The 22,139-nt window shown below is 58.4% G+C and carries 20 protein-coding genes; 12 read left to right on the top strand and 8 right to left on the bottom strand.

Annotated elements, in window-relative coordinates; all coding sequences use genetic code 11:
• Positions 1 to 129 precede the first annotated feature (129 nt).
• From M0974_RS30625 to M0974_RS30615, 3 genes are all read right to left on the bottom strand, one after another.
• Positions 130 to 1,068 (bottom strand): AraC family transcriptional regulator, encoded by a 939-nt coding sequence (locus M0974_RS30625; RefSeq protein WP_297845706.1) that lies wholly within the window; start codon positions 1,066 to 1,068, stop codon positions 130 to 132.
• 24 nt (positions 1,069 to 1,092) lie between these two features.
• A complete protein-coding gene (locus tag M0974_RS30620; RefSeq protein WP_297845703.1) occupies positions 1,093 to 1,926 on the bottom strand; it encodes an oxidoreductase in 834 nt (277 codons plus the stop codon).
• A gap of 105 nt (positions 1,927 to 2,031) precedes the next feature.
• Positions 2,032 to 2,946, bottom strand: a complete 915-nt coding sequence (locus tag M0974_RS30615) for a LysR family transcriptional regulator (RefSeq protein WP_297845701.1) — start codon at positions 2,944 to 2,946, stop codon at positions 2,032 to 2,034.
• 185 nt (positions 2,947 to 3,131) lie between these two features.
• Between M0974_RS30615 and M0974_RS30610 the strand changes: the two genes are divergently transcribed.
• The 5 genes from M0974_RS30610 (at position 3,132) to M0974_RS30590 (ending at position 9,417) form a co-directional block, all read left to right on the top strand.
• Positions 3,132 to 4,307, top strand: coding sequence for a M20 aminoacylase family protein (locus M0974_RS30610; RefSeq protein ID WP_297845700.1), 1,176 nt, complete (start codon positions 3,132 to 3,134; stop codon positions 4,305 to 4,307).
• Positions 4,308 to 4,347: 40 nt separating this feature from the next.
• Entirely contained in the window at positions 4,348 to 5,127 is a 780-nt protein-coding gene (locus tag M0974_RS30605) for an ABC transporter substrate-binding protein (protein ID WP_297845698.1), read from the top strand.
• 6 nt (positions 5,128 to 5,133) lie between these two features.
• The gene (locus tag M0974_RS30600) at positions 5,134 to 5,976 is read left to right on the top strand and encodes a phytanoyl-CoA dioxygenase family protein (RefSeq protein WP_297845695.1); all 843 of its coding nucleotides are present in this window, start codon (positions 5,134 to 5,136) and stop codon (positions 5,974 to 5,976) included.
• 749 nt (positions 5,977 to 6,725) lie between these two features.
• Entirely contained in the window at positions 6,726 to 8,441 is a 1,716-nt protein-coding gene (locus M0974_RS30595) for an amidase (protein WP_297845692.1), read from the top strand.
• Between the two features lie 292 nt (positions 8,442 to 8,733).
• On the top strand, positions 8,734 to 9,417 hold the full coding sequence (locus M0974_RS30590; RefSeq protein WP_297845691.1) for a type 1 glutamine amidotransferase domain-containing protein: 684 nt from the start codon (positions 8,734 to 8,736) through the stop codon (positions 9,415 to 9,417).
• Between the two features lie 36 nt (positions 9,418 to 9,453).
• Here the strand turns inward: M0974_RS30590 and M0974_RS30585 are convergent, their stop codons facing one another.
• The 4 genes from M0974_RS30585 to M0974_RS30570 form a co-directional block, all read right to left on the bottom strand.
• Positions 9,454 to 9,903 carry an NUDIX domain-containing protein gene (locus tag M0974_RS30585; protein WP_297845690.1) on the bottom strand — a complete coding sequence of 150 codons (450 nt, stop codon included), beginning with the start codon at positions 9,901 to 9,903 and terminating at the stop codon, positions 9,454 to 9,456.
• Between the two features lie 243 nt (positions 9,904 to 10,146).
• Positions 10,147 to 11,283 (bottom strand): class II histone deacetylase, encoded by a 1,137-nt coding sequence (locus tag M0974_RS30580; RefSeq protein WP_297845688.1) that lies wholly within the window; start codon positions 11,281 to 11,283, stop codon positions 10,147 to 10,149.
• Positions 11,283 to 12,578 (bottom strand): NAD(P)/FAD-dependent oxidoreductase, encoded by a 1,296-nt coding sequence (locus M0974_RS30575; protein WP_297845687.1) that lies wholly within the window; start codon positions 12,576 to 12,578, stop codon positions 11,283 to 11,285. The genes M0974_RS30580 and M0974_RS30575 overlap by 1 nt, the downstream gene beginning before the upstream one ends.
• A 125-nt stretch (positions 12,579 to 12,703) precedes the next feature.
• Positions 12,704 to 13,309, bottom strand: a complete 606-nt coding sequence (locus tag M0974_RS30570) for a TetR/AcrR family transcriptional regulator (RefSeq protein WP_297845686.1) — start codon at positions 13,307 to 13,309, stop codon at positions 12,704 to 12,706.
• Positions 13,310 to 13,441: 132 nt separating this feature from the next.
• On the opposite strand from M0974_RS30570, the gene M0974_RS30565 reads away from it, so the two are divergent.
• The 4 genes from M0974_RS30565 to argE all read left to right on the top strand — a co-directional run bounded on the left by M0974_RS30565 (position 13,442) and on the right by argE (position 17,641).
• Positions 13,442 to 14,824: an aspartate aminotransferase family protein gene (locus tag M0974_RS30565; RefSeq protein WP_297845685.1), complete on the top strand. Its 1,383-nt coding sequence runs from the start codon at positions 13,442 to 13,444 to the stop codon at positions 14,822 to 14,824.
• Positions 14,825 to 15,330: 506 nt separating this feature from the next.
• The gene (locus M0974_RS30560; RefSeq protein WP_297845683.1) at positions 15,331 to 15,759 is read left to right on the top strand and encodes a RidA family protein; all 429 of its coding nucleotides are present in this window, start codon (positions 15,331 to 15,333) and stop codon (positions 15,757 to 15,759) included.
• Positions 15,760 to 15,795: 36 nt separating this feature from the next.
• Positions 15,796 to 16,470: a DUF1028 domain-containing protein gene (locus M0974_RS30555; RefSeq protein WP_297845682.1), complete on the top strand. Its 675-nt coding sequence runs from the start codon at positions 15,796 to 15,798 to the stop codon at positions 16,468 to 16,470.
• A gap of 19 nt (positions 16,471 to 16,489) precedes the next feature.
• Complete coding sequence (gene argE / locus M0974_RS30550) at positions 16,490 to 17,641, top strand: acetylornithine deacetylase (RefSeq protein ID WP_297845681.1); 1,152 nt, start codon at positions 16,490 to 16,492, stop codon at positions 17,639 to 17,641.
• Between the two features lie 2 nt (positions 17,642 to 17,643).
• Here the strand turns inward: argE and M0974_RS30545 are convergent, their stop codons facing one another.
• Complete coding sequence (locus M0974_RS30545) at positions 17,644 to 18,558, bottom strand: LysR family transcriptional regulator (RefSeq protein ID WP_297845680.1); 915 nt, start codon at positions 18,556 to 18,558, stop codon at positions 17,644 to 17,646.
• Positions 18,559 to 18,971: 413 nt separating this feature from the next.
• Here M0974_RS30545 and M0974_RS30540 point away from each other — a divergent pair, with 413 nt between their 5' ends.
• The 3 genes from M0974_RS30540 to M0974_RS30530 all read left to right on the top strand — a co-directional run.
• Entirely contained in the window at positions 18,972 to 20,462 is a 1,491-nt protein-coding gene (locus M0974_RS30540) for an aldehyde dehydrogenase (protein WP_297845679.1), read from the top strand.
• Between the two features lie 97 nt (positions 20,463 to 20,559).
• Entirely contained in the window at positions 20,560 to 21,960 is a 1,401-nt protein-coding gene (locus M0974_RS30535) for a cytosine permease (RefSeq protein ID WP_297845678.1), read from the top strand.
• Positions 21,957 to 22,139: lycopene cyclase family protein (locus tag M0974_RS30530; protein ID WP_297845676.1), on the top strand; the 183-nt coding region annotated here is incomplete at its 3' end. The genes M0974_RS30535 and M0974_RS30530, both read left to right, overlap by 4 nt.

The raw sequence follows: 22,139 nt of genomic DNA, 5'->3' as shown, positions 1-22,139 counted from the left end.
AGCCCGAGCAGCCGTGGGACCGAATTCATTCGGGAAGCAGTTAGTGTGGTTTGGCTGAAGGACCACGTCGTTGCTGTTCGCGAGTGAATTCGTCCACCGGGACTGATGGTCCGCCCGCCCCCGTCGCTGTCAATGCGACGACACATAAATAGAAGGCTGCGTCGGTGCAGGCAGCGCGTACGTTGCCTTCATCCATTCCACTTCCGCTTGGGGCGTGCGCCCAAAGAAACGTTTGAATTCACGGCTGAATTGCGACGGACTTTCATAACCCACACTGAACGCTGCGGTGGACGCTGTCATGTCGTTGCGCAGCATCAGTAAACGCGCCTGATGCAATCGGGTCGACTTCAAGTACTGCATGGGCGAAGAGTCGGTGACAAGGCGAAAGTGCAGATGGAAGCTCGGCACGCTCATTTTCGCCTCTTGCGCGAGAGACTCCACGTCCAGACGCTGCTGATAACTGCTGTGGATCTTGCGAATGGCCCGAGTCACCTTGCCAAAGTGCCCTTGACGGTTCAGTGCTGCGCGCATCGATCCGCCCTGCTCTCCGGTGATGATGCGGTAGTAGATTTCCCGGACCAGCGACGGGCCGAGGATCTTCGCATCGGCGGGGTTGCCCATCGCTTCGAGAAACCGCAGCGTTGACTCGCTCAGCAGGTCGTCCATCGGCGATGAATACATGCCCTTGGGTTGAGCCCGGCTCGAAGCTTGGGTTTCGTCGATCTGCAGCATCAGCTCTCCGGCCAGTTTGAAGTCCAAATGAAAATAGACTGCCAACATGGGTTCATCCGCACTAGCGTCTGTCTCCATCGTGAACGGCACCGGCACTGACACCACCAGGTAATGCCGGGCGTCGTAGACGTAGACCTCACTTCCAAGGTAGCCGCGTTTGCGGCCTTGGCAAAGGATCACGATACCGGGGTCATAGAGCACCGGCGTGCGGGTCAGCGGCCGGTTGGAGCGCAGGAAACGAACATCCGCCAAGGCGCTGATGTTGTAACCCTCCACAGGCGCAAGCTGCTCCATCAGTTGCACCATGCGACGGGCACGCCACTCAGGTTGACTCATTGTCTGCACCTTGCTTGGGTTGGCTCAGCCATCGGTTGAGCGCGTCAGCGTTTCCCACTGATCGATTTCGCTGGCGGTGCGGCTCAGTTTTTCGCGCACCAATGCTAACGCATCACTGCCCAATAAGAGGTGCGCGGGCGGTGTAGGGCTGGCAATAATTTTCAACATTGCCTGAGCCGCTTTGCGCGGGTCCCCCAATTGTTTGCCATTCTTCTCTGCGCGCGCTTTGCGCACCGGATCGAAGCTGGCGTCGTAATCAGCAATACTGCGCGGTGTACGGTGCATGGAGCGTCCGGCCCAATCGGTGCGAAAAGAACCAGGGGCAACAGCGGTGACGAAAATATTAAAGGGTTTGAGTTCTTTGCTCAGGGTATCGGAGATCCCCTCAAGGGCAAATTTGCTCCCGCAATAATAAGCGATGCCGGGCATCGTGATGGTGCCGCCCATTGAGGTGATATTGAGGATGTGCCCGGCGCGACGCTGGCGAAAATAAGGCACGAATGCTTTGATCATTGCCACCGCGCCAAACACGTTGACGTCGAACTGGTGACGCATTTCATCCAGTGATGATTCCTCGAAAATGCCCTCATGACCGTAACCGGCGTTGTTCACCAGCACGTCTACTGTGCCTAGGCCTGCCTCGATATCGGCGACGACACTGTCGATACGGGCAAAATCTGTCACGTCCAGCACCACGCCATGGGCGCGATCCGGGGACAACGCCTCGAAGGCCCGCAAGGCTTCGTCATTGCGTACGGTGCCGATGACTCGATGCCCGGTTTCGAGCGCTTCACTGGCCAGCGCACGACCGAACCCGCTGCTGACACCGGTGATGAGAATAGTTTTGCTGGTGCTCATGAGGCCGCTCCGAAAAATAAGTACCTGCTCATGGTAGAAGCTTGGCGGTAGGCAACCAATGCCGGTTTATCCAGGAGCATTGCCTATTCCTATCAGGCACAACTCTTAAATCACCCATTCCACCGTCTGCAACATCCGGCGATAGGGTGATTGCGGCTGGCGCATTTCTTCTTGGATAGTCTCGATCAGGCATTGCAGAAACTTCTCCGCCGCGGGGCGCAACGGCTGACCGCTGCGGCTGATAGCGCCGACCAAGGCGCCACCTACTGGCTCGCGCAGCGGCAAAGCGCAAAGGCCTTCACGCTGGGCGCAGACTTCCACCAACGGCCAAGGGAAGATGCTGAGCATGTCGGTTTCACGTAGCAAGCTGAGGGTAATTGATATCGAGTGGGCGAAATGTACGTGGCCCGGGGCGACAAACTCAGCGTCGTGCTGGGCCGTCAGAATCCAGTCCGCAAAGGCCAGTTCATCCAATGAACGACACTCCGCCAATGGGTGACCTCGACGCGCCACCACCGCACAATCGGCGGTGAACAACGGCACATAATTCAGGTCGACGTTGGAGCATTGGCTGTCGAGTCGGCCGATGAACAGATCCAGGCTGGCATCCCGCAGACGCGGATAAGCAATCGAAGATAGCCCCTCATGCAGTTCCAATTGCACATGGGGAAAGCGCTGGCGAAAGCTCACCGTCACTTGGGGCAGCAAGGTCATGGCCAACCACGGCGTGACCGCTACCGCCAAGCGGCCAGTCAGCTCACCCTTGCAATCGGCGACCACATGGCCGGCACTGACCATCTGTGCCACCAACAAGCGGGCTTGAACCAACAAGCGCTTGCCCGCCTCAGTAAAGTCGATGCCGGAGGTATTGCGCACCAGCAGTTGCAAGGAGGTCTCCGCTTCGAGCTTCTGCACCGCCTTGGTCACTGCTGCTGGCGAGGTGTCCAGGCGCTTGGCTGCCCCTCGGATACTGCCGGCCTCGGCGACTGCCACCAAGGCATTGAGTTGATAGAACTTCATAGTTTCCGCCGCTGTTAACCCAGGGTTGCCGCGTTCATTGCTGATTGCCTGTGAGGCAAGTCGTGCCCAGCCTATGCTGGATAGCATGATGGACGTCCCCGCGACGCCGCACCAGAACCAGGCGCCGTACACGGCCCGACAGTTGCTCCGCTGCCACGTATCCAGACTATGGAAGAATCTTGCCAATGCCGCACCTGCACAGTCAATTGATGCCCATAGAAGCCGAAATGCGCGAACTGCGCCAGCGCATCCATGCCAATCCGGAACTCGGCTATCAGGAGTACGCCACCAGTGAGCTGGTAGCCGAGCGTTTGTTGGAGTGGGGCTACGACGTGCACCGTGGATTCGCTGAAACCGCCGTCATTGGGACCCTCAAAAAAGGCAATAGCCCGAAGGTGCTGGGCCTGCGCGCCGACATGGACGCGTTGCCGATTCTGGAGAAGACCGGCCTACCCTACGCCAGCCAGGTGCCCGGCAAGATGCACGCCTGTGGGCATGATGGTCACACCACCATGTTACTGGCCGCAGCCAAGATACTGGCCCATGACAGCGAGTTCGACGGCACCGTTCGGCTAATCTTCCAGCCCGCCGAAGAAGGCCTGGCCGGCGCCCGACGCATGATTCAGGAAGGCGTGCTGGAGCAGTTCCCCTGCGATGCACTGTTCGCCATGCACAACATGCCCGGCTACCCGGTGGGCAAGCTGGGCTTTCGCGCCGGGCCTTTCATGGCCTCTGCGGACCAAGTCAAAGTGACCGTGCACGGCCACGGTGGCCACGGCGCCATGCCGCACCATTGCGTCGACCCGGTGGTGGTCTGCGCAAGCATCATCATGGCGTTGCAGACCATCGTCTCGCGCAATGTCTCGCCCCAGGAAATGAGCGTCATCACCGTTGGCGCCATCACCGCCGGTAAGGCCTCCAACGTGATACCCGACAGCGCCGATATGCTGATCTCGGTACGAGCATTGAACAACACCGTGCGCGACCGGCTAGAGAAGCAGATCAAGCATTTGATTCACGCTCAGGCAGATGCTTTCGGTGCCACCGCAGACGTGCACTACAGCGCCGACTACCCGTTGCTGGTTAACGATCCGGCCATGACTGAGTTCGCCACTCAGGTGGCCATCGACTGGCTGGGCCACGACGAAGTACTGACCGATCTTGTGCCGTTCAACGGCAGTGAGGATTTCGCCTATTTCTTGCAGGAGCGCCCGGGCTGCTACCTGATCATCGGCAATGGTGAAGGTGATAAAAGCTGCATGATTCACGACCCACGGTATGACTTCAACGACGACAATCTGATGCGCGGCGCTGGCTACTGGGTCAAGTTGACCGAAGCCTTCCTGTCATCCGAAGCCTGAATCGCAGTCCCCTTTTGCTCTGACCCTTTGCGAGGTTTCCATGCCAAGACTCAACCTGCAATGCGCCACTCTGATCTCTGGGCTCCTGATGGCCTCCCTGACCCACGCCGCTAGCGTGATCCGGTTTGGCGTTGATCCCAGCTATCCACCGTTTGAGCAAAAAGAGCCAGACGGTTCTCTGACCGGGTTCGACATCGATTTGGGCAATGCCATATGCACAGAGTTGAAGGCTCGCTGTGTCTGGGTCGAGCAAAACTTTGACGGGATGATCCCGGGGCTGAAAGCGCGCAAGTTCGACGGCATTCTCTCGGCGTTCAGCGACACCGAAGCCCGTCGTCAGCAAGTGGACTTCAGCCAGCGCCTCTATGTCGCGCCGTCGTCGCTGATCACCAAGAAAGGGGCTGGGCTGTTGCCGACACCGGCATCGCTGAAAGGCAAATCGGTGGGTGTGGTCCAGGGGTCGCAGCAAGAAAGCTACGCCAAGTCCACATGGGCACCGGCCGGCGCTGTCATCCAGTCTTACCAGACCCAAGACCAAGTGTTCATGGACCTGATCTCCGGACGCCTGGACGCCTCATTCCAGGCCTCGGTGCAGGGCGACATCGGCCTATTGCAAAAACCTCAGGGCAAGGACTTCGCCTTCGCCGGCGACCCGATCACCGACAAGAGCATTATCGGCAACGGCGTGGCCATCGGTATTCGCAAGAACGACAAGGCACTGGGCGACCAGCTCGACGGTGCCATCGCGGCCTTGCGCAAATCCGGCGAATACGACCGCATCTCCCACAAGTACTTTAATTACGATGTGTACGGTGAGTGACAGGCCATGACAGCATTTTCAGCCACTGACGGCGACTTCCAGGCCCGCGAACTGGGTGACGAAGCCCGACGCTTTTTCCGCGACCACGGGGCCTTGTGCATCCGCAATGCATTGACCGTCCCGCTGCTCGAACAGTTAAAGGACGGCATCGAGCAGAACCTCGCACACCCCAGCCCGCGGGCCAAGGTGGCGAGCAGCGCCGATGATCCAGGATGGTTTTTCGAGGACTTCTGCAACTGGCAGGAGAACGAGCACTATCGACGCGTCATCCATGACTCGGCGCTGGCATCTATCGCCTCCACTCTGCTCGGTAGCCGGGAAGTTCGGCTGTACCACGACCACGTGCTGGTCAAGGAACCCAACACTCGCCAGCGCACGCCTTGGCACCAGGACCAGCCGTACTACAACATCAGCGGCTCAGACACTATTAGCTTCTGGATTCCGGTAGATCCCGTAGCCAAGGCATCGACCCTGGAGTTTGTCGCCGGTTCGCACCGGGGGCCATGGCTGATGCCGCGCTCGTTCATGGACAACCAAGCCAAGTGGTTCGCCGAGGGTAGCTTGGCCGACCTGCCGAATATCGAGGAGCACCGGGACGACTTTCCGATCCTCGGCTGGGCACTGCAACCGGGTGACCTGGTGTGTTTTAACATGCTGACGCTACATGCCTCTGCCGGGGTTGGCGGACAGCATCGACGTCGCGCATTTTCAGTGCGGATGCTCGGCGACGACGTTCGCCATGCCCCGCGCCCGTGGGTGACTTCGCCAGAATTTCCGGGCCTACGAGAAAGCCTGGCCGAAGGGGTAATCATGGACACCCCGCTTTTTCCATTGCTTTGGCCAAGGTAAGCGGCTTAAACGCCCACTGACTCACTCCCCCTTTGCCCTCGGCACTGGCCTGTACGATTGCCTTCGCAAGCAAGCTTGCGAATGAAACGACGCGGCCTTCCTGATGCACCGCGTCGCCTGCTTCCCGAACAAGTTCAGTCTACAGAGTTCTCGGCATGGCTTTGGAGTTGGTGCATTTCATAGATCCGGTGGGAGCAAGCTTGCTTGCGAATGAAACGACGCGGTCTTCCTGATGCACCGCGTTGTCTACTTCCCGAACAAGTTCGGTCCCACCGAATCTCGGCATGCCGCCAGATTTGGGGCAATCCAAAAAAACTGTGGGAGTAAGCTTGCTTGCGAACGTCGCGACACGGTCTGCCTGATCAGCCTATTGTGACCTTGCCCCTGAAAAACGTTCCAGAGCGTCGTCGCATCGCTTGGAGCAACTATCAGGTTTAGATGCCTTTCGCGGTACCCCGCCGTCAAATACGTAGATATCCCCGTTGGCAAATTCGAAGGGTGATGAAGCCGACACGGCAGCCAAATTGTTACACTCACTCATCAACTGCCGACCGAACGCTCAATAAGGCCCTCGGGCACTGCGCGTGCCGAGGTTTCGGTAAAGACCCTGTCGCATAAAGCCATTCAAGCGGGACCGATATGAGAGCCGATTTCGAGATACATGATGCCCTTGAGACCAAGGCACAGGCGGACAACTATGGCGATGTGGACAACCACTCCCTCAACCACCCGCAGACAGGAGTGACCGCATGATTGAGGTCACCGAAGTCTCCATTGCCGAACTGCGTGCCGCGCTCGAATCTGGGCAAACAACTGCGGTTGAGCTTGTCCAGGCCTACCTCGCCAGGATCGATGCTTATAACGGACCCGACACCCCCACCGCCCTCAATGCGGTGGTGGTTCGAAACCCTGATGCGCTCACCGAGGCGCAGGCGAGCGATGCTCGTCGGGCACGGGGCGAAACACGGGGTCCGCTGGAGGGTATTCCCTATACGGCCAAGGACAGTTACCTCGTGAAAGGGCTCACCGCAGCCTCTGGCAGTCCCGCCTTTGCGAAGCTGATTGCTTACCGCGATGCGTTCACGATCGAACGGCTTCGCGCCGCTGGAGCAATTTGCCTGGGCAAAACCAATATGCCTCCCATGGCAAACGGCGGCATGCAGCGAGGGCTGTATGGCCGTGCAGAGAGCCCGTACAACGCTGACTACCTCACCGCGCCCTTCGCATCGGGCTCATCCAACGGCGCAGGGACTGCAACCGCAGCCAGTTTCGCGGCGTTCGGCCTCGCGGAAGAAACCTGGTCGAGCGGACGCGGTCCTGCATCGAACAACGGCTTGTGTGCCTATACACCGTCACGCGGGGTGATCTCGGTGCGCGGGAACTGGCCGTTGACGCCGACCATGGACGTGGTTGTGCCCTATGCCAGAACCATGGCGGACCTCTTGGAGGTACTCGATGTGGTAGTGGCGGACGATCCCGACACACGGGGCGATCTGTGGCGGCTACAACCCTGGGTGCCGATCCCGAGCGTCGCTTCGGTCCGCCCGCCCTCCTATACCGAGCTGGCCGCGACGTGCGATGCACTCGCAGGAAAGCGCTTCGGCGTTCCCCGCATGTATATCAATGCGGACCCCGAAGCGGGCACGGCTGATGCGCCCGGTATCGGCGGCCCGACGGGGCAGCGAATTATCACCCGAGCCTCCGTGATCGAACTCTGGGAAGCAGCTCGCCAGGCACTCGAAGCCGCCGGAGCGGAAGTTGTCGAGGTTGATTTCCCATTGGTCTCCAACTGCGAAGGTGATCGCCCTGGCGCACCGACGGTGTTCACTCGGGGCTTGGTGTCCAAAGAATTCCTTCACCACGAGTTGTGGGATCTGTCGGCGTGGGCGTTCGATGATTTTCTGCGGGCCAACGGCGACCCTAAGCTGAACCGCCTGGCCGACGTGGACGGACCGCTGATTTTCCCCCACGACCCGGGAACCCTGCCCAACCGCGAGGACGATCTTGCTGCGGGCATGGACGAGTACGTGAGGATGGCCGAGCGCGGCATCACACCGTGGGACGAGATTCCTACGCTGGCTGATGGACTGCGAGGACTTGAACAGACGCGTCGAATCGATCTTGAGGAGTGGATGGATCGGCTCGGGCTGGATGCGGTGTTATTCCCAACGGTCGCTGACGTGGGGCCAGCGAATGCCGATGTCGATCTGAAGTCAGCGGACATCGCGTGGAGTAATGGCGTTTGGGTCGCCAATGGCAACCTCGCCATTCGGCACCTGGGCGTACCGACGGTCACGGTGCCGATGGGCGTAATGCCGGACATCGGCATGCCTGTCGGGCTGACATTTGCCGGTCGCGCTTATGACGATTCGGCGCTGCTTCGCTTTGCTTCAGCGTTTGAGTCGAACGGGACGAAGCGATTGATTCCGCCAAGAACGCCGCCATTGGCGGGCAGCAAAAAATAAATGGCTAATGAACGGCCCACACAGACAAGACTCTATGTCTGAGGGCAGCCCACAAATCCCAGTGGGAGCGAACTTGTTCGCGAAGGTAGCGCCGCGGTATGTCTGATAAACCGCGGCGTCTGCTTCCCGAACAAGTTCGGTCCCACCGATTCTCGGCATGCCGCCGAATTTGGGGCAGTCCAAAAAACTGTGGGAGATTCTATGTCTGAGGGCAGCCCGCAGATTCCCTGTGTTTGATGCGGCGAAGTCGGCCATTCGCAATCCTTATTTAGACCTACTAGAGGCAGCAAAAATGAAGATTTTAATGGTTCTAACTTCCCACGAAGAGCTGGGTAATACCGGAAAGAAAACCGGTTTTTGGTTGGAAGAACTGGCAGCGCCGTATTACGTTTTCAAAGATGCAGGTGCTGAAATCGTTCTCGCATCACCCAAAGGTGGTCAACCCCCTCTGGACCCAAAAAGCAACGAGCCTGACTCTCAGACCGACGCCACGCGCCGCTTTAAGGCAGACAGCAGCGCAACCGCGCAACTGGCTACCACCCTGGGGTTGAACGATGTCACACACGACAGCTTTGACGCCGTGTTCTACCCAGGTGGCCACGGCCCGCTCTGGGATTTGGCAGAGAACGCGCAGTCCATCGCCCTGATTGAAAGCACGCTTTCGGCCGGTAAACCACTTGCGGCGGTGTGCCACGCGCCTGGAGTGTTTCGCCACGCCAAAGCACCCGACGGCAAACCGTTGGTATCCGGTAAGTCGGTGACCGGTTTTACAAACACCGAAGAAGAAGCTGTCGGCCTGACCGAAGTGGTGCCTTTCCTGGTAGAGGACATGCTCAAGCAAAACGGCGGCCACTACTCGAAGGCTGCTGACTGGCAGTCCTACGTGGTCGAGGATGGCCTGTTGATCACGGGTCAAAACCCAGCGTCATCCGAAGCTGCTGCCAAAGCACTTCTGGTCAAACTCGGCAAACACTGAATCCAAACCTGCCGCTGTTTTCTTAAGGGCTTCTAATCAAGAAGCCCTTGCAGCATCGGACCCCTGCTGTACGGGCAATCGAACAGCCATCTCTGAGGCCCAGTGTTTGAGCAATGCTTTAACCGCCCCACTGACATTTCGTTTGCCTAACTCACTCACGGTAAACCAGCGGCAATCCGCAATCTCGTTACACGGCTGCGGTTCCTGCGGTACCGACTGCGCGGTTTCGAATAAGTAGTGGATAACGTTGCTTTCTTCATATTCAGAGATGTAAAAGAGTTGACCGAGGGTCATCCCGGTCTCTTCGGCCATCTCGCGCAAGGCGGCCTGCAGCGGCGTCTCGTTCTGCTCGACTCGACCACCGGGCAGGTTCCACTTAGCCTTGCGCTTGCGCACAAACAGAATTCGGTCATCGCGGCGAAAGATCACCGTGGCACGACGCTTGATGGTTTTAGCATTGGCAGTGGAAAGTTTGGATGCGCCCATGGAGCCTTCACTTATCTGTCATAAATATGTCATGAAGATAAGAAGCACAGACCGTGCCGTACGTCACCACCAAACCCTATTTTAGATGATCGGGCGCGAAAGCTGCGAGCCCGCGTAGGCAATTTGAACGATACCGTGCCTGCCTGCGACGCTTGGCGCCAACATATGACTTTGCGGCTGCCCAACGCCCAGAACGACAAACGGCTCGGAGGTCGCAGTGCTGTTGGCAAGCCGCTGGGCAAGTCACTTTACAGTTGACGTCGCAGACATATTCTCTGTAGCTGCGGCGATCCGATCAATCGCCTCACGCTGGAACGCACGAAACTCCGTGGTTGGCTGCTGCCCTTCAAGCATCGGCAGGAATGGATCAACCACCTCGGTTCGCACCCCCGCCAGCTCCTCGATCACCGTGTGACCGCAGAACGGTACATAGGCTTCGGCATATCCGCCTTCATGCACCAGCACCAGGCGACCGCCACACAAACGCTCGGCGGCCTGGCGAACGATAGCGGTCATTGCACGGAAAGATTCACTGTGCAGCAGCATACGGGCCAGCGGGTCGACACCGTTGGCATCGAAACCACAGGCCACCACGATCAGGTCCGGGCGAAAGCGCTCCAGTGCCGGGACAATGACGGTGTTCATGGCATAACGATAAGCATCGTCGCCACCCCCTGGATACAACGGCAGGTTGAGGTTGAAACCACGGCCTGCCCCCTCGCCAATATCCTCGCTGCCACCGTAGCCCACCGGGAAGCAGCCATCCTGATGAATCGACAGGGTCAGCACATCCTTACGCGCATAGAAGATCGACTGCGTGCCGTTGCCGTGGTGTACGTCCCAGTCCAGGACCGCCACGCGCTCTACCCCATGCCTGGCAATGGCGGTTTCCACAGCAATGGCGACGTTCGCCAGGTAGCAAAAACCCATGGCTTTGTCGGCCAGGCAGTGATGGCCTGGGGGACGTGACAGCGCATAGGCATTGTCCACGTGCCCCTTGAGCACCGCATCGACAGCAGCAATGGCGAGCCCGGCAGACTGTTTGGCAATCTCGTAAGTCCCCGGCCCCACGCTGGCCTCTTCGCCCAATTCGCCATGCCCGGCATCACTCATGGCCTTGAAGCGCTGTAGGTAATGTTCCGGGTGCACGCGCAGCAAGTCGGCCTCGCTGGCCATTGGGGCACTGGACAATTGCAGTTGATCGCTAAGTCCGGAGACGTCCATCAGGCACTTCAGCCGACGCTTACTTTCCGCTGACTCGGCATGGCCGGAGCCACTGGGCGGCTGTAACCAGCCACCCACAGGCAGGACCAGGCTATGCATCCCGGCCGCGTGCCAGAAACAGCGCTCGTCGAAAAAGAACCCTGTGCGCCGGCCCATTAGCCAATGACCGGTTGGGGCAGGTCGTGTTGGCGTTGCGAGGCATCACGATAGGCGAGGTATTTACGCTGCGTGGCAATGTGATCAGCCACATGTTTGGCATCGTGCCAGACGCCCCAAATGAAGGACGAGCCACGACGCGACTGCCATGGCAAGCCCAGGAAATAGATCCCCGACTCGCTCGAAACGCCTCGCTGATGCTGCGGTTTACCATTAGCGTCGAAGGCGCCGACCTTCAGCCAGCTGTAATCGACTGCAAAACCGGTTGCCCAGATGATCGTGGTAACACCCGCTTCGACCAGATCAAGTTCAAGAATGGGATGGGTAATACATTCTTGATCCGGGAACGTAATGCGCGCTTCTGGCTCTTGCGGAAGGTCGAGTCCATTGCGTTCAACGTAAGCATCGGCGGCATCCAGTAGCGCCAGATAATTCTCATCACCACGGGCAAGGTTGTCGACCAAATCAGCCTGAAAGCTCACCACGCCGTCGTTGAACGTTTTCGTCAAACCCACAAGCGTCATGCCCCGGTGGGCAAGGCTTCGGAAGTCAATCGTACGGCCACCATGAGCACCGCTGACGGCAATGGTGACATGTTCCCTGCCCGCCTTCGCGGCCGCTGCATCCCATTCGCCGAGAACCCCTAGCCACCAGCAGAAATCACGGTTGCGGTAAGCCCGTGGAGGACGATCGTGCGGCCCAACCGAGAGGTAAACTTTCTTGCCGGCACGCTGCAACTCATCAGCGATCTGCACCCCGGAAGATCCGGCACCCACCACCAAAACGGCGCCCTCGGACAACTGCTCCGGGTTACGATATTGGGCGGAATGGATTTGTGTGAATCGCTGGTCTTGCGGTGCAATCGGCGGAATAACAGGGCGCTGGAAGGGCCCGGTAGCGGCTACCACGCGGTTGGCCTCGATCACACCCTCAGAGGTTTCAACCGTGAAACCCGGCCGGCCAACATTGCGCTGCACACTCTTCACTTCTACGCCGGTACGGATCGGCGCGTTAAATTTCTTGGCATAGGCTTCGAAATAATCCGCCACCCGCTCTTTCGGCGCAAAGCCATCGGGATTGAGATCGTCAAACTCAAGACCGGGAAAACGATCGTGCCAGGCAGGACCATTGGCAACCAGCGAATCCCACCGTTCTGTGCGCCAGCGTTCAGCAATACGACTGCGCTCAAGCACAAGGTGCGGCACCCCGAGTTTGCTGAGATGTTCACTCATGGCCACGCCGGCCTGACCGGCGCCAACCACCAGCGTATCTATTTCTATTCTTTCAACTGTCATCTCTGCGTCCTTCTCGAAGGCGGGTGTTCACGCATTCTGTTCAGATACAGGGGATAGCGAAATTATGATTTTTGTCGTCGCAGGGCAGGAAAAAGCTAGGTTCGCAGGAAACGTCGCGCAGGGGCTCAGCCCTTGAGCATTCCATGGCACATTAAGCTGAGCACGCTGCGCATGTGCTTGGCATGTGCCTCTCTGTCGGGCGTGACCTCGGTCGCCAAACGAATGAACGCCATATTGGCGTATTGGTTGAACACGGTGGCCGCGACGTCGATGTCAATCGACTCCCTCAGCACACCCTGCCGTTGAAAGTGCAGCAGCAGCGCTGTGGTTTCTGCAACGACTGCGGCATTCCAGGGGTGGAAGGTTTCCGACAGCTCGCCAGTGAACAAAAACGGGGCAAGCTCGCGCCAAAGAGAAGCCGGCATGGCCCGCAGTTGGTAAGTGGTCATCAGGCCCTCAAGTTCACATAAGGCGTCCACCGGGTCTGCGTTTTCATCCAAATGCGAGCGGGCCTCACGCATCGCTTGTTCATCGGGTTCTTTAAGCAAAGCGAGCAGGATTTCCTGCTTGCCGCCGAAGTAATTCACCACCGTCGGAGCCGACACCCCTGCCTGATTGGCGATCTGCTCCAGCGTGGTGGCAACAAACCCATGGGTGCTGAAAAGTTCCAGGGCGGCATCAGCAATCACCTGCCTGCGCTGCCCTTTCTGTCGTTCTCTGAGTCCGGTCATTTTTGCTCTGACGTGCTGTGGCGATAGGGTTGAGCGTACGGCTAATTATTTTTAACGACAAATATTTTCTTTACAAAAATATTTTTAGATGACAAATATTAAATACATCAAGGCGATCACAGGAGACCCGCCATGTCCGTTGAACTCAGCCAAACCCGCACAACCGTTGATTATCAAGCGTCCGATGCAGCCCATCACATTCATGCATTCGTCGACCAGAAATCATTGAACGAGGAAGGACCACGGGTCATGGTCCGCGGCGAACGCCTGTCGTTATGGGATAACGATGGCAAACATTATCTGGATGGCATGTCGGGCCTGTGGTGCACAAACCTCGGTTACGGACGCAAAGACTTGGCCGCCGCTGCCTTTGCGCAGATGGAACAACTGCCGTACTACAACATGTTCTTCCACACCACCCACCCGGCGGTGATTGAACTGTCTGAGCTGCTTTTTAGCCTGCTGCCCAAGCACTACAGCCATGCGATCTATACCAACTCAGGGTCTGAAGCCAACGAGGTGTTGATCCGCACGGTTCGCAAGTTCTGGCAGGTGATGGGCAAGCCAGAAAAGAAAATCATGATCGGACGCTGGAACGGTTATCACGGCTCTACGCTGGCAGCGACGGCGCTGGGCGGGATGAAGTTCATGCACGAAATGGGCGGCATAATTCCTGATGTGGCACACATCGACGAACCGTACTGGTATGCCCATGAAGGTGACCTGAGCCCAGAGGAATTCGGTCTGCGGGCAGCCCGTCAGTTGGAAGAGAAGATCCTCGAACTGGGCGCGGACAAGGTCGCAGCCTTCGTTGCCGAGCCTTTTCAAGGCGCGGGTGGAATGATCATTCCGCCCGCCACCTACTGGCCGGAGATTCAACGCATTTGCCGCCAATACGACGTACTGTTGTGTGCCGACGAAGTCATCGGCGGCTTCGGCAGGACGGGCGAATGGTTCGCCCACCAGACCTTTGGCTTCGAACCCGACACACTCTCCATCGCCAAAGGACTCACCTCCGGCTATATCCCTATGGGTGGATTGATTCTATCCCGACGCATGGCTGAAGCCTTGGTGGAGAAAGGCGGCGTGTTCGCCCACGGCCTCACCTACTCCGGGCACCCTGTATGCGCTGCGGTGGCGATTGCCAACCTCAAGGCATTGCGCGATGAAGGCGTGGTGACGCAGGTCAGAGACGATACCGGGCCTTATCTGCAAAATTGCTTGCGGGAGGTGTTCACCGACCATCCGCTGGTGGGAGAGATCCAGGGTGTTGGACTGGTAGCAGCCTTGCAGTTTGCTGAAGACAAAGCCACCCGCAAACGCTTCGTCAACGAGAACGATATCGCCTGGCGCTGCCGCACCATCGGGTTCGAGGAAGGCGTCATCATCCGCTCGACCCTGGGCCGCATGATCATGGCACCGGCACTGGTGGCAACGCGGGCGGAGCTTGATGAGCTGGTAGATAAAACCCGCATCGCGGTAGATCGCACGGCGCGGGAGTATGGAAAGCTTTGATGGTGTGATTCCTACCGAAAATTACAGATCCTCTGTGGGACCGAATTCATTCGGGAAAGCAGGCGACGCGGTATGTCTGATACACCGCGTCGTGTCTTTCGCAAGCAAGCTTGGCTCCCACAGGATTTGGGGCAGTTTGGGCATTGGTGTAAAGGCGAAAAATCAAGCTGGCTTGGGATATTTTCAGCAGTAAAACCACCGACACAAACAACCGCCAATGCCACCGCCCCCGTGGGAGCCAAGCTTGCTTGCGAAGGTCGCGATACGGTCTGCCTGACCAGCCCTTCATGCAACAGCCCATCAATCCGAATATATCAGCGCTCATGACAATGCCTTCGCAAGCAAGAATCTCCCACAGGGTCGGCGCCAACATAGAGTTTTCCAATGAAATTCAACTAACCATCATTTACTTAACCAAGCACTACAAAAAACCTCGTTTCGCCGACAGCAGCGCATGGACAGAATGGAGCCCTGTCCAATTGACGCTGTAATCCGAGGAAATGTGGATGACCCAACCTACCCATACGCGCATTCGCATGTTCAACACCAAAGAAACGTATCCGAACCAATCATTGGATAACGATCTGTGTCAGGCCGTGCGCGCAGGCAACACTGTCTATGTTCGCGGCCAGATCGGCACCGACTTTGAAGGCAATCTCGTCGGCCTCGGCGACCCTCGCGCCCAAGCCGAACAGGCGATGAAAAACGTCAAACAGCTGCTGGAGGAAGCAGGCAGTGACCTGAGCCATATAGTCAAAACCACGACCTACCTGATTGACCCCCGTTACCGAGAACCGGTCTATCAGGAAGTCGGGAAATGGCTCAAAGGCGTATTTCCGATCTCCACCGGGCTGATCATTTCAGGGTTGGGACAACCGGAGTGGTTAATGGAAATCGACGTGATCGCGGTCATTCCGGACGCTGTTATTTCCTAAGCTCTCCATTTTCTAAAAGCACAGGACGCACACACCATGACGTTTTCAATCGTCGGCCGTTGCGCCGAAACAGGTCAATTGGGCATCGCCATCAGTTCCTCCAGCATTGCCGTGGGTGCACGTTGCCCTTGGCTGCGTCCGGGCGTAGGTGCAGTCGCCACGCAGAACATCACCCTCCCCGCCCTAGGCCCTCAAGTGCTCGACCAGATGGAGAGCGGTCTATCTCCCTCGCAGGCCCTGGACAAGGCGCTGACCAGCAATGGTTACAGTCAATTTCGCCAACTGACGGCCATTGATCATCTGGGGCAAACCGCGCATTTCAGTGGCAGTGAAACCCTCGGTACGCACAATGCGCTGGCCGGTGAACAGTGCGTGGGCGCTGGCAACATGCTGGCGAATCGGGCGGTGATTGAAACCCTGGTGCATACCTTTGAAAACAGCGGCGGGCAATTGGCCGAACGCCTGCTGGCCGCCATGCAGGCCGCAGTGGCCGCTGGCGGCGAGGCAGGCCCTGTTCACTCCGCGGCACTGGTGGTGGTGGGTGAACTGACCTGGCCCATCGTCGACCTGCGCGTCGACTGGGCGGATGAAGACCCCATCGGAAAACTGGCACAGCTGTGGACGGCTTACAGACCGCAGATGCACGACTACATCGTCCGCGCGCTGGATCCGACCAAGGCCCCGAGTTACGGAGTTCCTGGTGATGAGTAAAGTACCGGGTGATAAGTAGATGAGCAGCAGCCGAAACCTGTTAGCCACTCTGATCGGGTTCGACACCACCAGCCGCGAATCGAACCTGCATTTGATCGAGTTCGTGCACGATTACCTGACCCGGCTGGACGTGCCCTGTACGCTGATCTTCAACGAAGACCGCAGCAAGGCCAACCTTTTCGCGACCCTTGGCCCGGACGACCGTCCGGGCATTGTGCTTTCCGGCCATACCGACGTAGTCCCCGTCGATGGACAGGCCTGGACCGTGCCACCGTTCGAGCTGACTGAAAAAAACGGCAAGCTGTACGGGCGTGGCACTGCCGACATGAAGGGCTACATTGCCTGCGTGCTGGCCGCTGTACCCAAATTGCTGGCAGCACCGCTGCGAATGCCGGTGCACATTGCCCTGTCTTATGACGAAGAAGTCGGTTGCCTGGGCGTGCGCTCCCTGCTCGCTGACCTCGAACAGCGGCCGCACACTCCCCTGCTGTGCATCATCGGCGAACCTACCGAGCTTAAACCTGTGCTGGGTCACAAGGGTAAATTGGCCATGCGTTGCGACGTCCACGGTGCGGCGTGTCACTCGGCCTATTCGCCGCAGGGCGTCAATGCAATCGAATACGCCGCTGAGTTGATTGGCGAACTGGGACGGATCGGCTCGCGCCTGCGTGCCCCTGAGTTGCATGATCCACGTTTTGACCCGCCGTTCTCCACGGTGCAGACCGGGGTGATCAGTGGCGGCAAAGCACTCAACATTGTCCCTGCTGACTGTCGCTTCGATTTCGAAGTGCGCGCCCTCCCCGCGCAAGATCCCCGCGAGGTCGCTGAGCAGCTAGAGCGTTACGCCGAGCAGGAAGTGTTGCCACGCATGCTGGCTGTGGATGCTGGCAGCGCCATTCGCTTTTCCGAGCTGTCGGCTTATCCGGGACTCGCCACCGACGCCCAGAGCCAAGCCGCGCAGTTGATTGCGCAGTTCTGCGGCTCAAGCGAGTTCACCACGGTGGCATTCGGTACTGAAGGCGGGTTGTTCGACGCCATCGGCATTGCGACCGTGGTCTGCGGCCCCGGCAGCATGGACCAAGGCCACAAGCCCGATGAGTTCGTCAGCATCGAGCAATTGAATGCCTGTGACGCCATGCTCGAACGCATCGCGCTGTCTCTGCACAACTGACGTCAGGCGTCCACTTTGGGCGCCAACACTTCCCGACAATGATCGACAAACAACTGAGCCGGCTTGGTCAGCTGCGAACGGCGCAACCACGCCGCTGCCAGCCCGGAGCCGGTGACCTGCTCGGCCAATGGCACGCACACCACCTTTTGCCCGTCGTAGGTGTATTCGGAATGCGGCCGGGTTACCAGAATCGAAAAGCCGAACCCGCGCCCGACCATACCGCGAACCATCTCGATGGACGGCGAGCTGAACAGAATATGCGGCGTCAGCCCGCGTTCCTCGAAGATGCTCACAAAATAGGTACGGCTGGGCTGCACGTCCAGCAGCACCATAGGCTCCAGCACCAGATCATTGAGCGATACTTTCGCCTGATGGGCGAAACGGTGCCCCTCGGGCAACAGTGCATAGGGCTGCTGAGGTGTCATCAACGGCGCGGTATCGATGGTGCTGTCCAGATCATGCTCATAGAGTATCGCCAGATCGATACTGCCCGAGGTCAACGCCTGGACCAACTCCTGTTGTTCGCCGTCGCGAATACGAATTTCCACCCCAGGCCAGCGATCCCGAAAGCCCGCGATCAGGCGTGGCAAATAAAGCGGCGCGACCGTTTCAAAACAGCCGATATCGATCTGTCCGGAGACCACATCGTTATCGGCCAGGGCGTTCTGCTCAAACTCGTGAGCTACCCGCAACAACTCCTGCGCCTTGCGGTAGAAGCGCGCACCACTAGGGGTCAATGAAACGCCTTGGGCGTGGTGGCGAATGAACAGCTGCACGGCGAAGCTTTCTTCCAATTGCTTGATAGCCGTCGAAACCGAGGGCTGAGCGATGTACAGCTTGCGGGACGCCTCAGCCACACTGCCGCACTCGACGGTGGTGACAAAATATTTGAGTTGTCGCAGGTTGTAAGCAGCCATTGCTACCTCGTAAGTGGTGGATCACGCATCAAAACGGGGCGTGGCAACGACGCCTGTGGTCGATCCACAGAGTAGTTGATCGCAAAAAAAAGCGGCCATTCGCCGGAGTAACCGTCCCGTGACGCAATCATGAAGTTCTGTATGGCCCTTCAAGAATCGGGCCGTTCTGGAACTGGATCGTGCGTGGATTCTGCGGCGTTCACGCCAGCCGGGAAACAAGCAATTTCTTGGCGCTTGATGCTAAAAAACCTGTCGTCGCCTAACACCCTTTACGCACCAAAATCGTGCACGGCTGGTGAGTTTTTTTATCGATAGCGAACACATTTTTACTCATTTCCTGCTTTCGATACTTCGACCACTATCGGCACAACTGATCGTGGATGTAGCCCTCACTGGCTATCTTGGAGACTGCAGTGACTGACCTAAACGCTTGGCAAAGCCTGGCAAAAAAACAACACTTTATCGATGCAGCGAACATCGGCGGGCGGGCCCATTACTCACAGGACGGCAAGACGTTCGCGGTGATCAATCCGGCCACCAATACCCTGCTCGCCCGCGTCACCGCCTGCGCCGACGCCGACATTGACCTGGCCGTCGGTGTCGCCCGCAACGCGTTTGAACACGGGCCGTGGGCACGTATGGCCCCTCGCGAGCGCAAGGGCATCCTTCTGCGGCTCTCCGAGCTGATTCTTGCCCACCGCGAAGAGCTGGCATTGCTCGACTCGCTGAGCATGGGCAAGCCTGTCATGGACGCCTACACCATTGACGTCCCCGGCGCCGCGCAGGTATTTGCCTGGTACGCCGAAAGCCTCGACAAACTGTACGACCAAGTCGCGCCGACCGGTCCTAATGTACTGGCCACAATTACGCGGGCGCCGCTGGGCGTCATCGCCGCCGTAGTGCCGTGGAACTTTCCGCTGGACATGGCCGCCTGGAAACTCGCTCCCGCCCTGGCTGCGGGTAATAGCGTGATCCTGAAACCTGCCGAGCAGTCGCCCTTCTCCGCCCTGCGCCTGGCTGAACTGGCGTTGCAGGCTGGGGTTCCGGAGGGTGTGTTCAACGTTGTGACCGGGCTGGGCGAGCAGGCAGGCCGCGCCTTGGGCCTGCACCCGGACGTCGATGCACTGGTGTTCACGGGTTCGACCCAGGTGGGCAAATACTTCATGCAGTACTCGGCGCAGTCGAACCTCAAACAAGTCTGGCTGGAGTGCGGTGGCAAAAGCCCGAACCTGGTGTTCGACGATTGTCAGGACTTGGACTTGGCGGCCGAAAAAGCTGCGTTCGGGATCTTTTTCAATCAGGGCGAAGTGTGCTCGGCGAACTCACGGTTGCTGGTGCAGCGTTCCATTCACGATGAATTCGTTGAGCGCCTGATCGAGAAAGCCAAGCAATGGCAGCCCGGTGACCCGCTCGATCCGGCGAGCAGAATGGGTGCGATTGTCGATGCCAGACAAGCCGAGCGCGTGATGGATTACATCACCGAGGCAAGCGCCAGTGGCGCACATCTGTTGGCCGGCGGTAAACGTCTAACGATCAACGGATCGAACAACTTCATTCAGCCAACGCTGTTCACCGGAGTCAGCCCCGACATGCGCCTGTCTCGCGAAGAGGTCTTCGGTCCGGTACTGGCGATCACCGCCTTCGACGATGAAGACCAAGCGGTGAAGATGGCCAACGACCATATCTACGGACTCGCGGCCTCGGTCTGGACCGATGACCTCAACCGCGCGCATCGGGTGGCGGGTCGCTTGAATGCCGGGACCGTTTCGGTGAATACCGTGGATGCCCTGGACGTCAGCGTGCCGTTCGGCGGCGGTAAACAGTCGGGTTTCGGCCGAGATCTGTCGCTGCATTCATTCGATAAATACACCCAACTGAAAACCACCTGGTTCCAACTGCGCTAAACGGCAAATCCTTTGCATAGCAAAGGCGTAACCGACGCGATGCCAGCCATAAATGCCCGAGTGATCTACCCGGGCGATACCCCAGTGGACGAATCCCATGAATAATAATGACTCAAGACCGGCAACCCTTGAACTAAGCACCATTCAGCCCATTGCCCTCGATCAACGCCACGGTCGCGCCCGCGATTTGTTCACTATCTGGTTCGGCTCCAACATCATGTTGTTGACCGTGGTCACGGGTGCCTTGGCGGTGACCGTGTTCAAGCTGCCGTTCATGGCGGCCATGGTGGCGTTGATCGCGGGGAACCTGATTGGCGGCATTTTCATGGCCCTGCACTCGGCACAAGGCCCGCAGTTGGGCGTACCGCAGATGGTCCAGACTCGCGGTCAGTTCGGCTCTTACGGCTCGTTGCTGGTGGTGGCGCTGGTGGTGATTATGTACCTGGGGTTTTTCGCCTCCAATCTGGTACTGGGCGGTCAATCGCTGCACAGTCGTTTTCCGCTGTTCAGCACCAACCAAGGCATTGTGCTGGTGGGTGTCATAAGCGTGATAGCGACGGTGTTTGGCTATCGCCTGATCCATGCTTATACCCGCGTAATGTCTTACCTCTCCGGGGCGATCCTGCTGCTGTGCTTCATCTGGATCATTGGGGTGCATGGCCTGCCGGCTGATTTCCTGCAACGCAACGCATTCAACGTGCAGGGCTTTCTCGGCACGCTGTCGATCGCAGCCCTGTGGCAACTGGCGTATGCGCCGTATGTCTCGGACTATTCGCGCTACATGCCCGCCGATACCGGCGGCAGATCTGCGTTCTGGTCCAGCTATTGGGGCTGCTGCCTGGGTTCGATACTGCCCATGGCCCTGGGTGTCGTCGTCGGTTTAAGCGTTGAAGGCGACATCATCGCCGGGCTTATCACAATGACCGGCAGCATCGCGACCCTGGTCATGGCCGTGTTCTCCATCGGCATTGCTGCCACCAATGCCATGAACCTGTATTGCGGCACCCTCTCGGCCATCACTGTCGGCCAGACACTGATACCAAAATGGTCGGCTGGGGCGCTGTCCCGCGCGGTGACCGCGTTGGTCTTGTTCTCGATTTCGCTCACCCTGGCGCTGCTCGGCCAGGATGACTTCATGGCCAATTACACCAACTTCATTCTGCTGTTGTTGTACGTGCTGGTGCCGTGGACCGCGATTAACCTGGTGGACTACTACCTGATCGCCCACGGCAAGTACGACGTCGAATCATTCTTCCGCCGTGACGGTGGCATCTACGGTTACTTCAACTGGACGGCAGTCGGTTGCTACGTGTTGGGCATCCTGGTGCAGATCCCGTTCATGGCGACCGAGCTTTATACCGGCGTGATTGCTCACGCCATGGGCGGCGCAGACATCTCCTGGATCGTCGGCTTGGTGGTCATCTCCCCGATTTACTACATTGCCAGCCGACGTCGCGCCCGCCGTCAATCAGTGAGCCCCGTAAGGAGAAACGCATGAAAACGGACTTTGACTACGTAATCGTCGGCGCGGGATCTTCTGGCTGCGTCCTGGCCAACCGCCTGAGCGCGGACCCGACTATCAGCGTCTGCCTGATCGAAGCCGGCAGCCACGATAACAACCTGCGCATCCAGACACCGGCCGGCACCATCACGCTATACAAGAGCAAAAAGTACAGC

The sequence above is a fragment of the Pseudomonas sp. genome (genome assembly GCF_026224925.1).
Taxonomy (GTDB): domain Bacteria; phylum Pseudomonadota; class Gammaproteobacteria; order Pseudomonadales; family Pseudomonadaceae; genus Aquipseudomonas.
The sequence above is the reverse complement of the archived record's forward strand: the minus strand, read 5'-3'. Positions and strand labels throughout refer to the sequence as shown.

Bases quoted from the DNA above. Each gene is read 5' to 3' on its own strand.
- M0974_RS30545 (WP_297845680.1), bottom strand. From the start codon at position 18,558: ATGGCTGCTTACAACCTGCGACAACTCAAATATTTTGTCACCACCGTC.
- M0974_RS30625 (WP_297845706.1), bottom strand. From the start codon at position 1,068: ATGAGTCAACCTGAGTGGCGTGCCCGTCGCATGGTGCAACTGATGGAG.
- M0974_RS30595 (WP_297845692.1), top strand. From the start codon at position 6,726: ATGATTGAGGTCACCGAAGTCTCCATTGCCGAACTGCGTGCCGCGCTC.
- M0974_RS30575 (WP_297845687.1), bottom strand. From the start codon at position 12,578: ATGACAGTTGAAAGAATAGAAATAGATACGCTGGTGGTTGGCGCCGGT.
- M0974_RS30580 (WP_297845688.1), bottom strand. From the start codon at position 11,283: ATGGGCCGGCGCACAGGGTTCTTTTTCGACGAGCGCTGTTTCTGGCAC.
- M0974_RS30560 (WP_297845683.1), top strand. From the start codon at position 15,331: ATGACCCAACCTACCCATACGCGCATTCGCATGTTCAACACCAAAGAA.
- M0974_RS30610 (WP_297845700.1), top strand. From the start codon at position 3,132: ATGCCGCACCTGCACAGTCAATTGATGCCCATAGAAGCCGAAATGCGC.
- M0974_RS30605 (WP_297845698.1), top strand. From the start codon at position 4,348: ATGCCAAGACTCAACCTGCAATGCGCCACTCTGATCTCTGGGCTCCTG.
- M0974_RS30620 (WP_297845703.1), bottom strand. From the start codon at position 1,926: ATGAGCACCAGCAAAACTATTCTCATCACCGGTGTCAGCAGCGGGTTC.
- M0974_RS30615 (WP_297845701.1), bottom strand. From the start codon at position 2,946: ATGAAGTTCTATCAACTCAATGCCTTGGTGGCAGTCGCCGAGGCCGGC.
- M0974_RS30570 (WP_297845686.1), bottom strand. From the start codon at position 13,309: ATGACCGGACTCAGAGAACGACAGAAAGGGCAGCGCAGGCAGGTGATT.
- M0974_RS30535 (WP_297845678.1), top strand. From the start codon at position 20,560: ATGAATAATAATGACTCAAGACCGGCAACCCTTGAACTAAGCACCATT.
- M0974_RS30555 (WP_297845682.1), top strand. From the start codon at position 15,796: ATGACGTTTTCAATCGTCGGCCGTTGCGCCGAAACAGGTCAATTGGGC.
- M0974_RS30590 (WP_297845691.1), top strand. From the start codon at position 8,734: ATGAAGATTTTAATGGTTCTAACTTCCCACGAAGAGCTGGGTAATACC.
- M0974_RS30600 (WP_297845695.1), top strand. From the start codon at position 5,134: ATGACAGCATTTTCAGCCACTGACGGCGACTTCCAGGCCCGCGAACTG.
- M0974_RS30585 (WP_297845690.1), bottom strand. From the start codon at position 9,903: ATGGGCGCATCCAAACTTTCCACTGCCAATGCTAAAACCATCAAGCGT.
- argE (WP_297845681.1), top strand. From the start codon at position 16,490: ATGAGCAGCAGCCGAAACCTGTTAGCCACTCTGATCGGGTTCGACACC.
- M0974_RS30565 (WP_297845685.1), top strand. From the start codon at position 13,442: ATGTCCGTTGAACTCAGCCAAACCCGCACAACCGTTGATTATCAAGCG.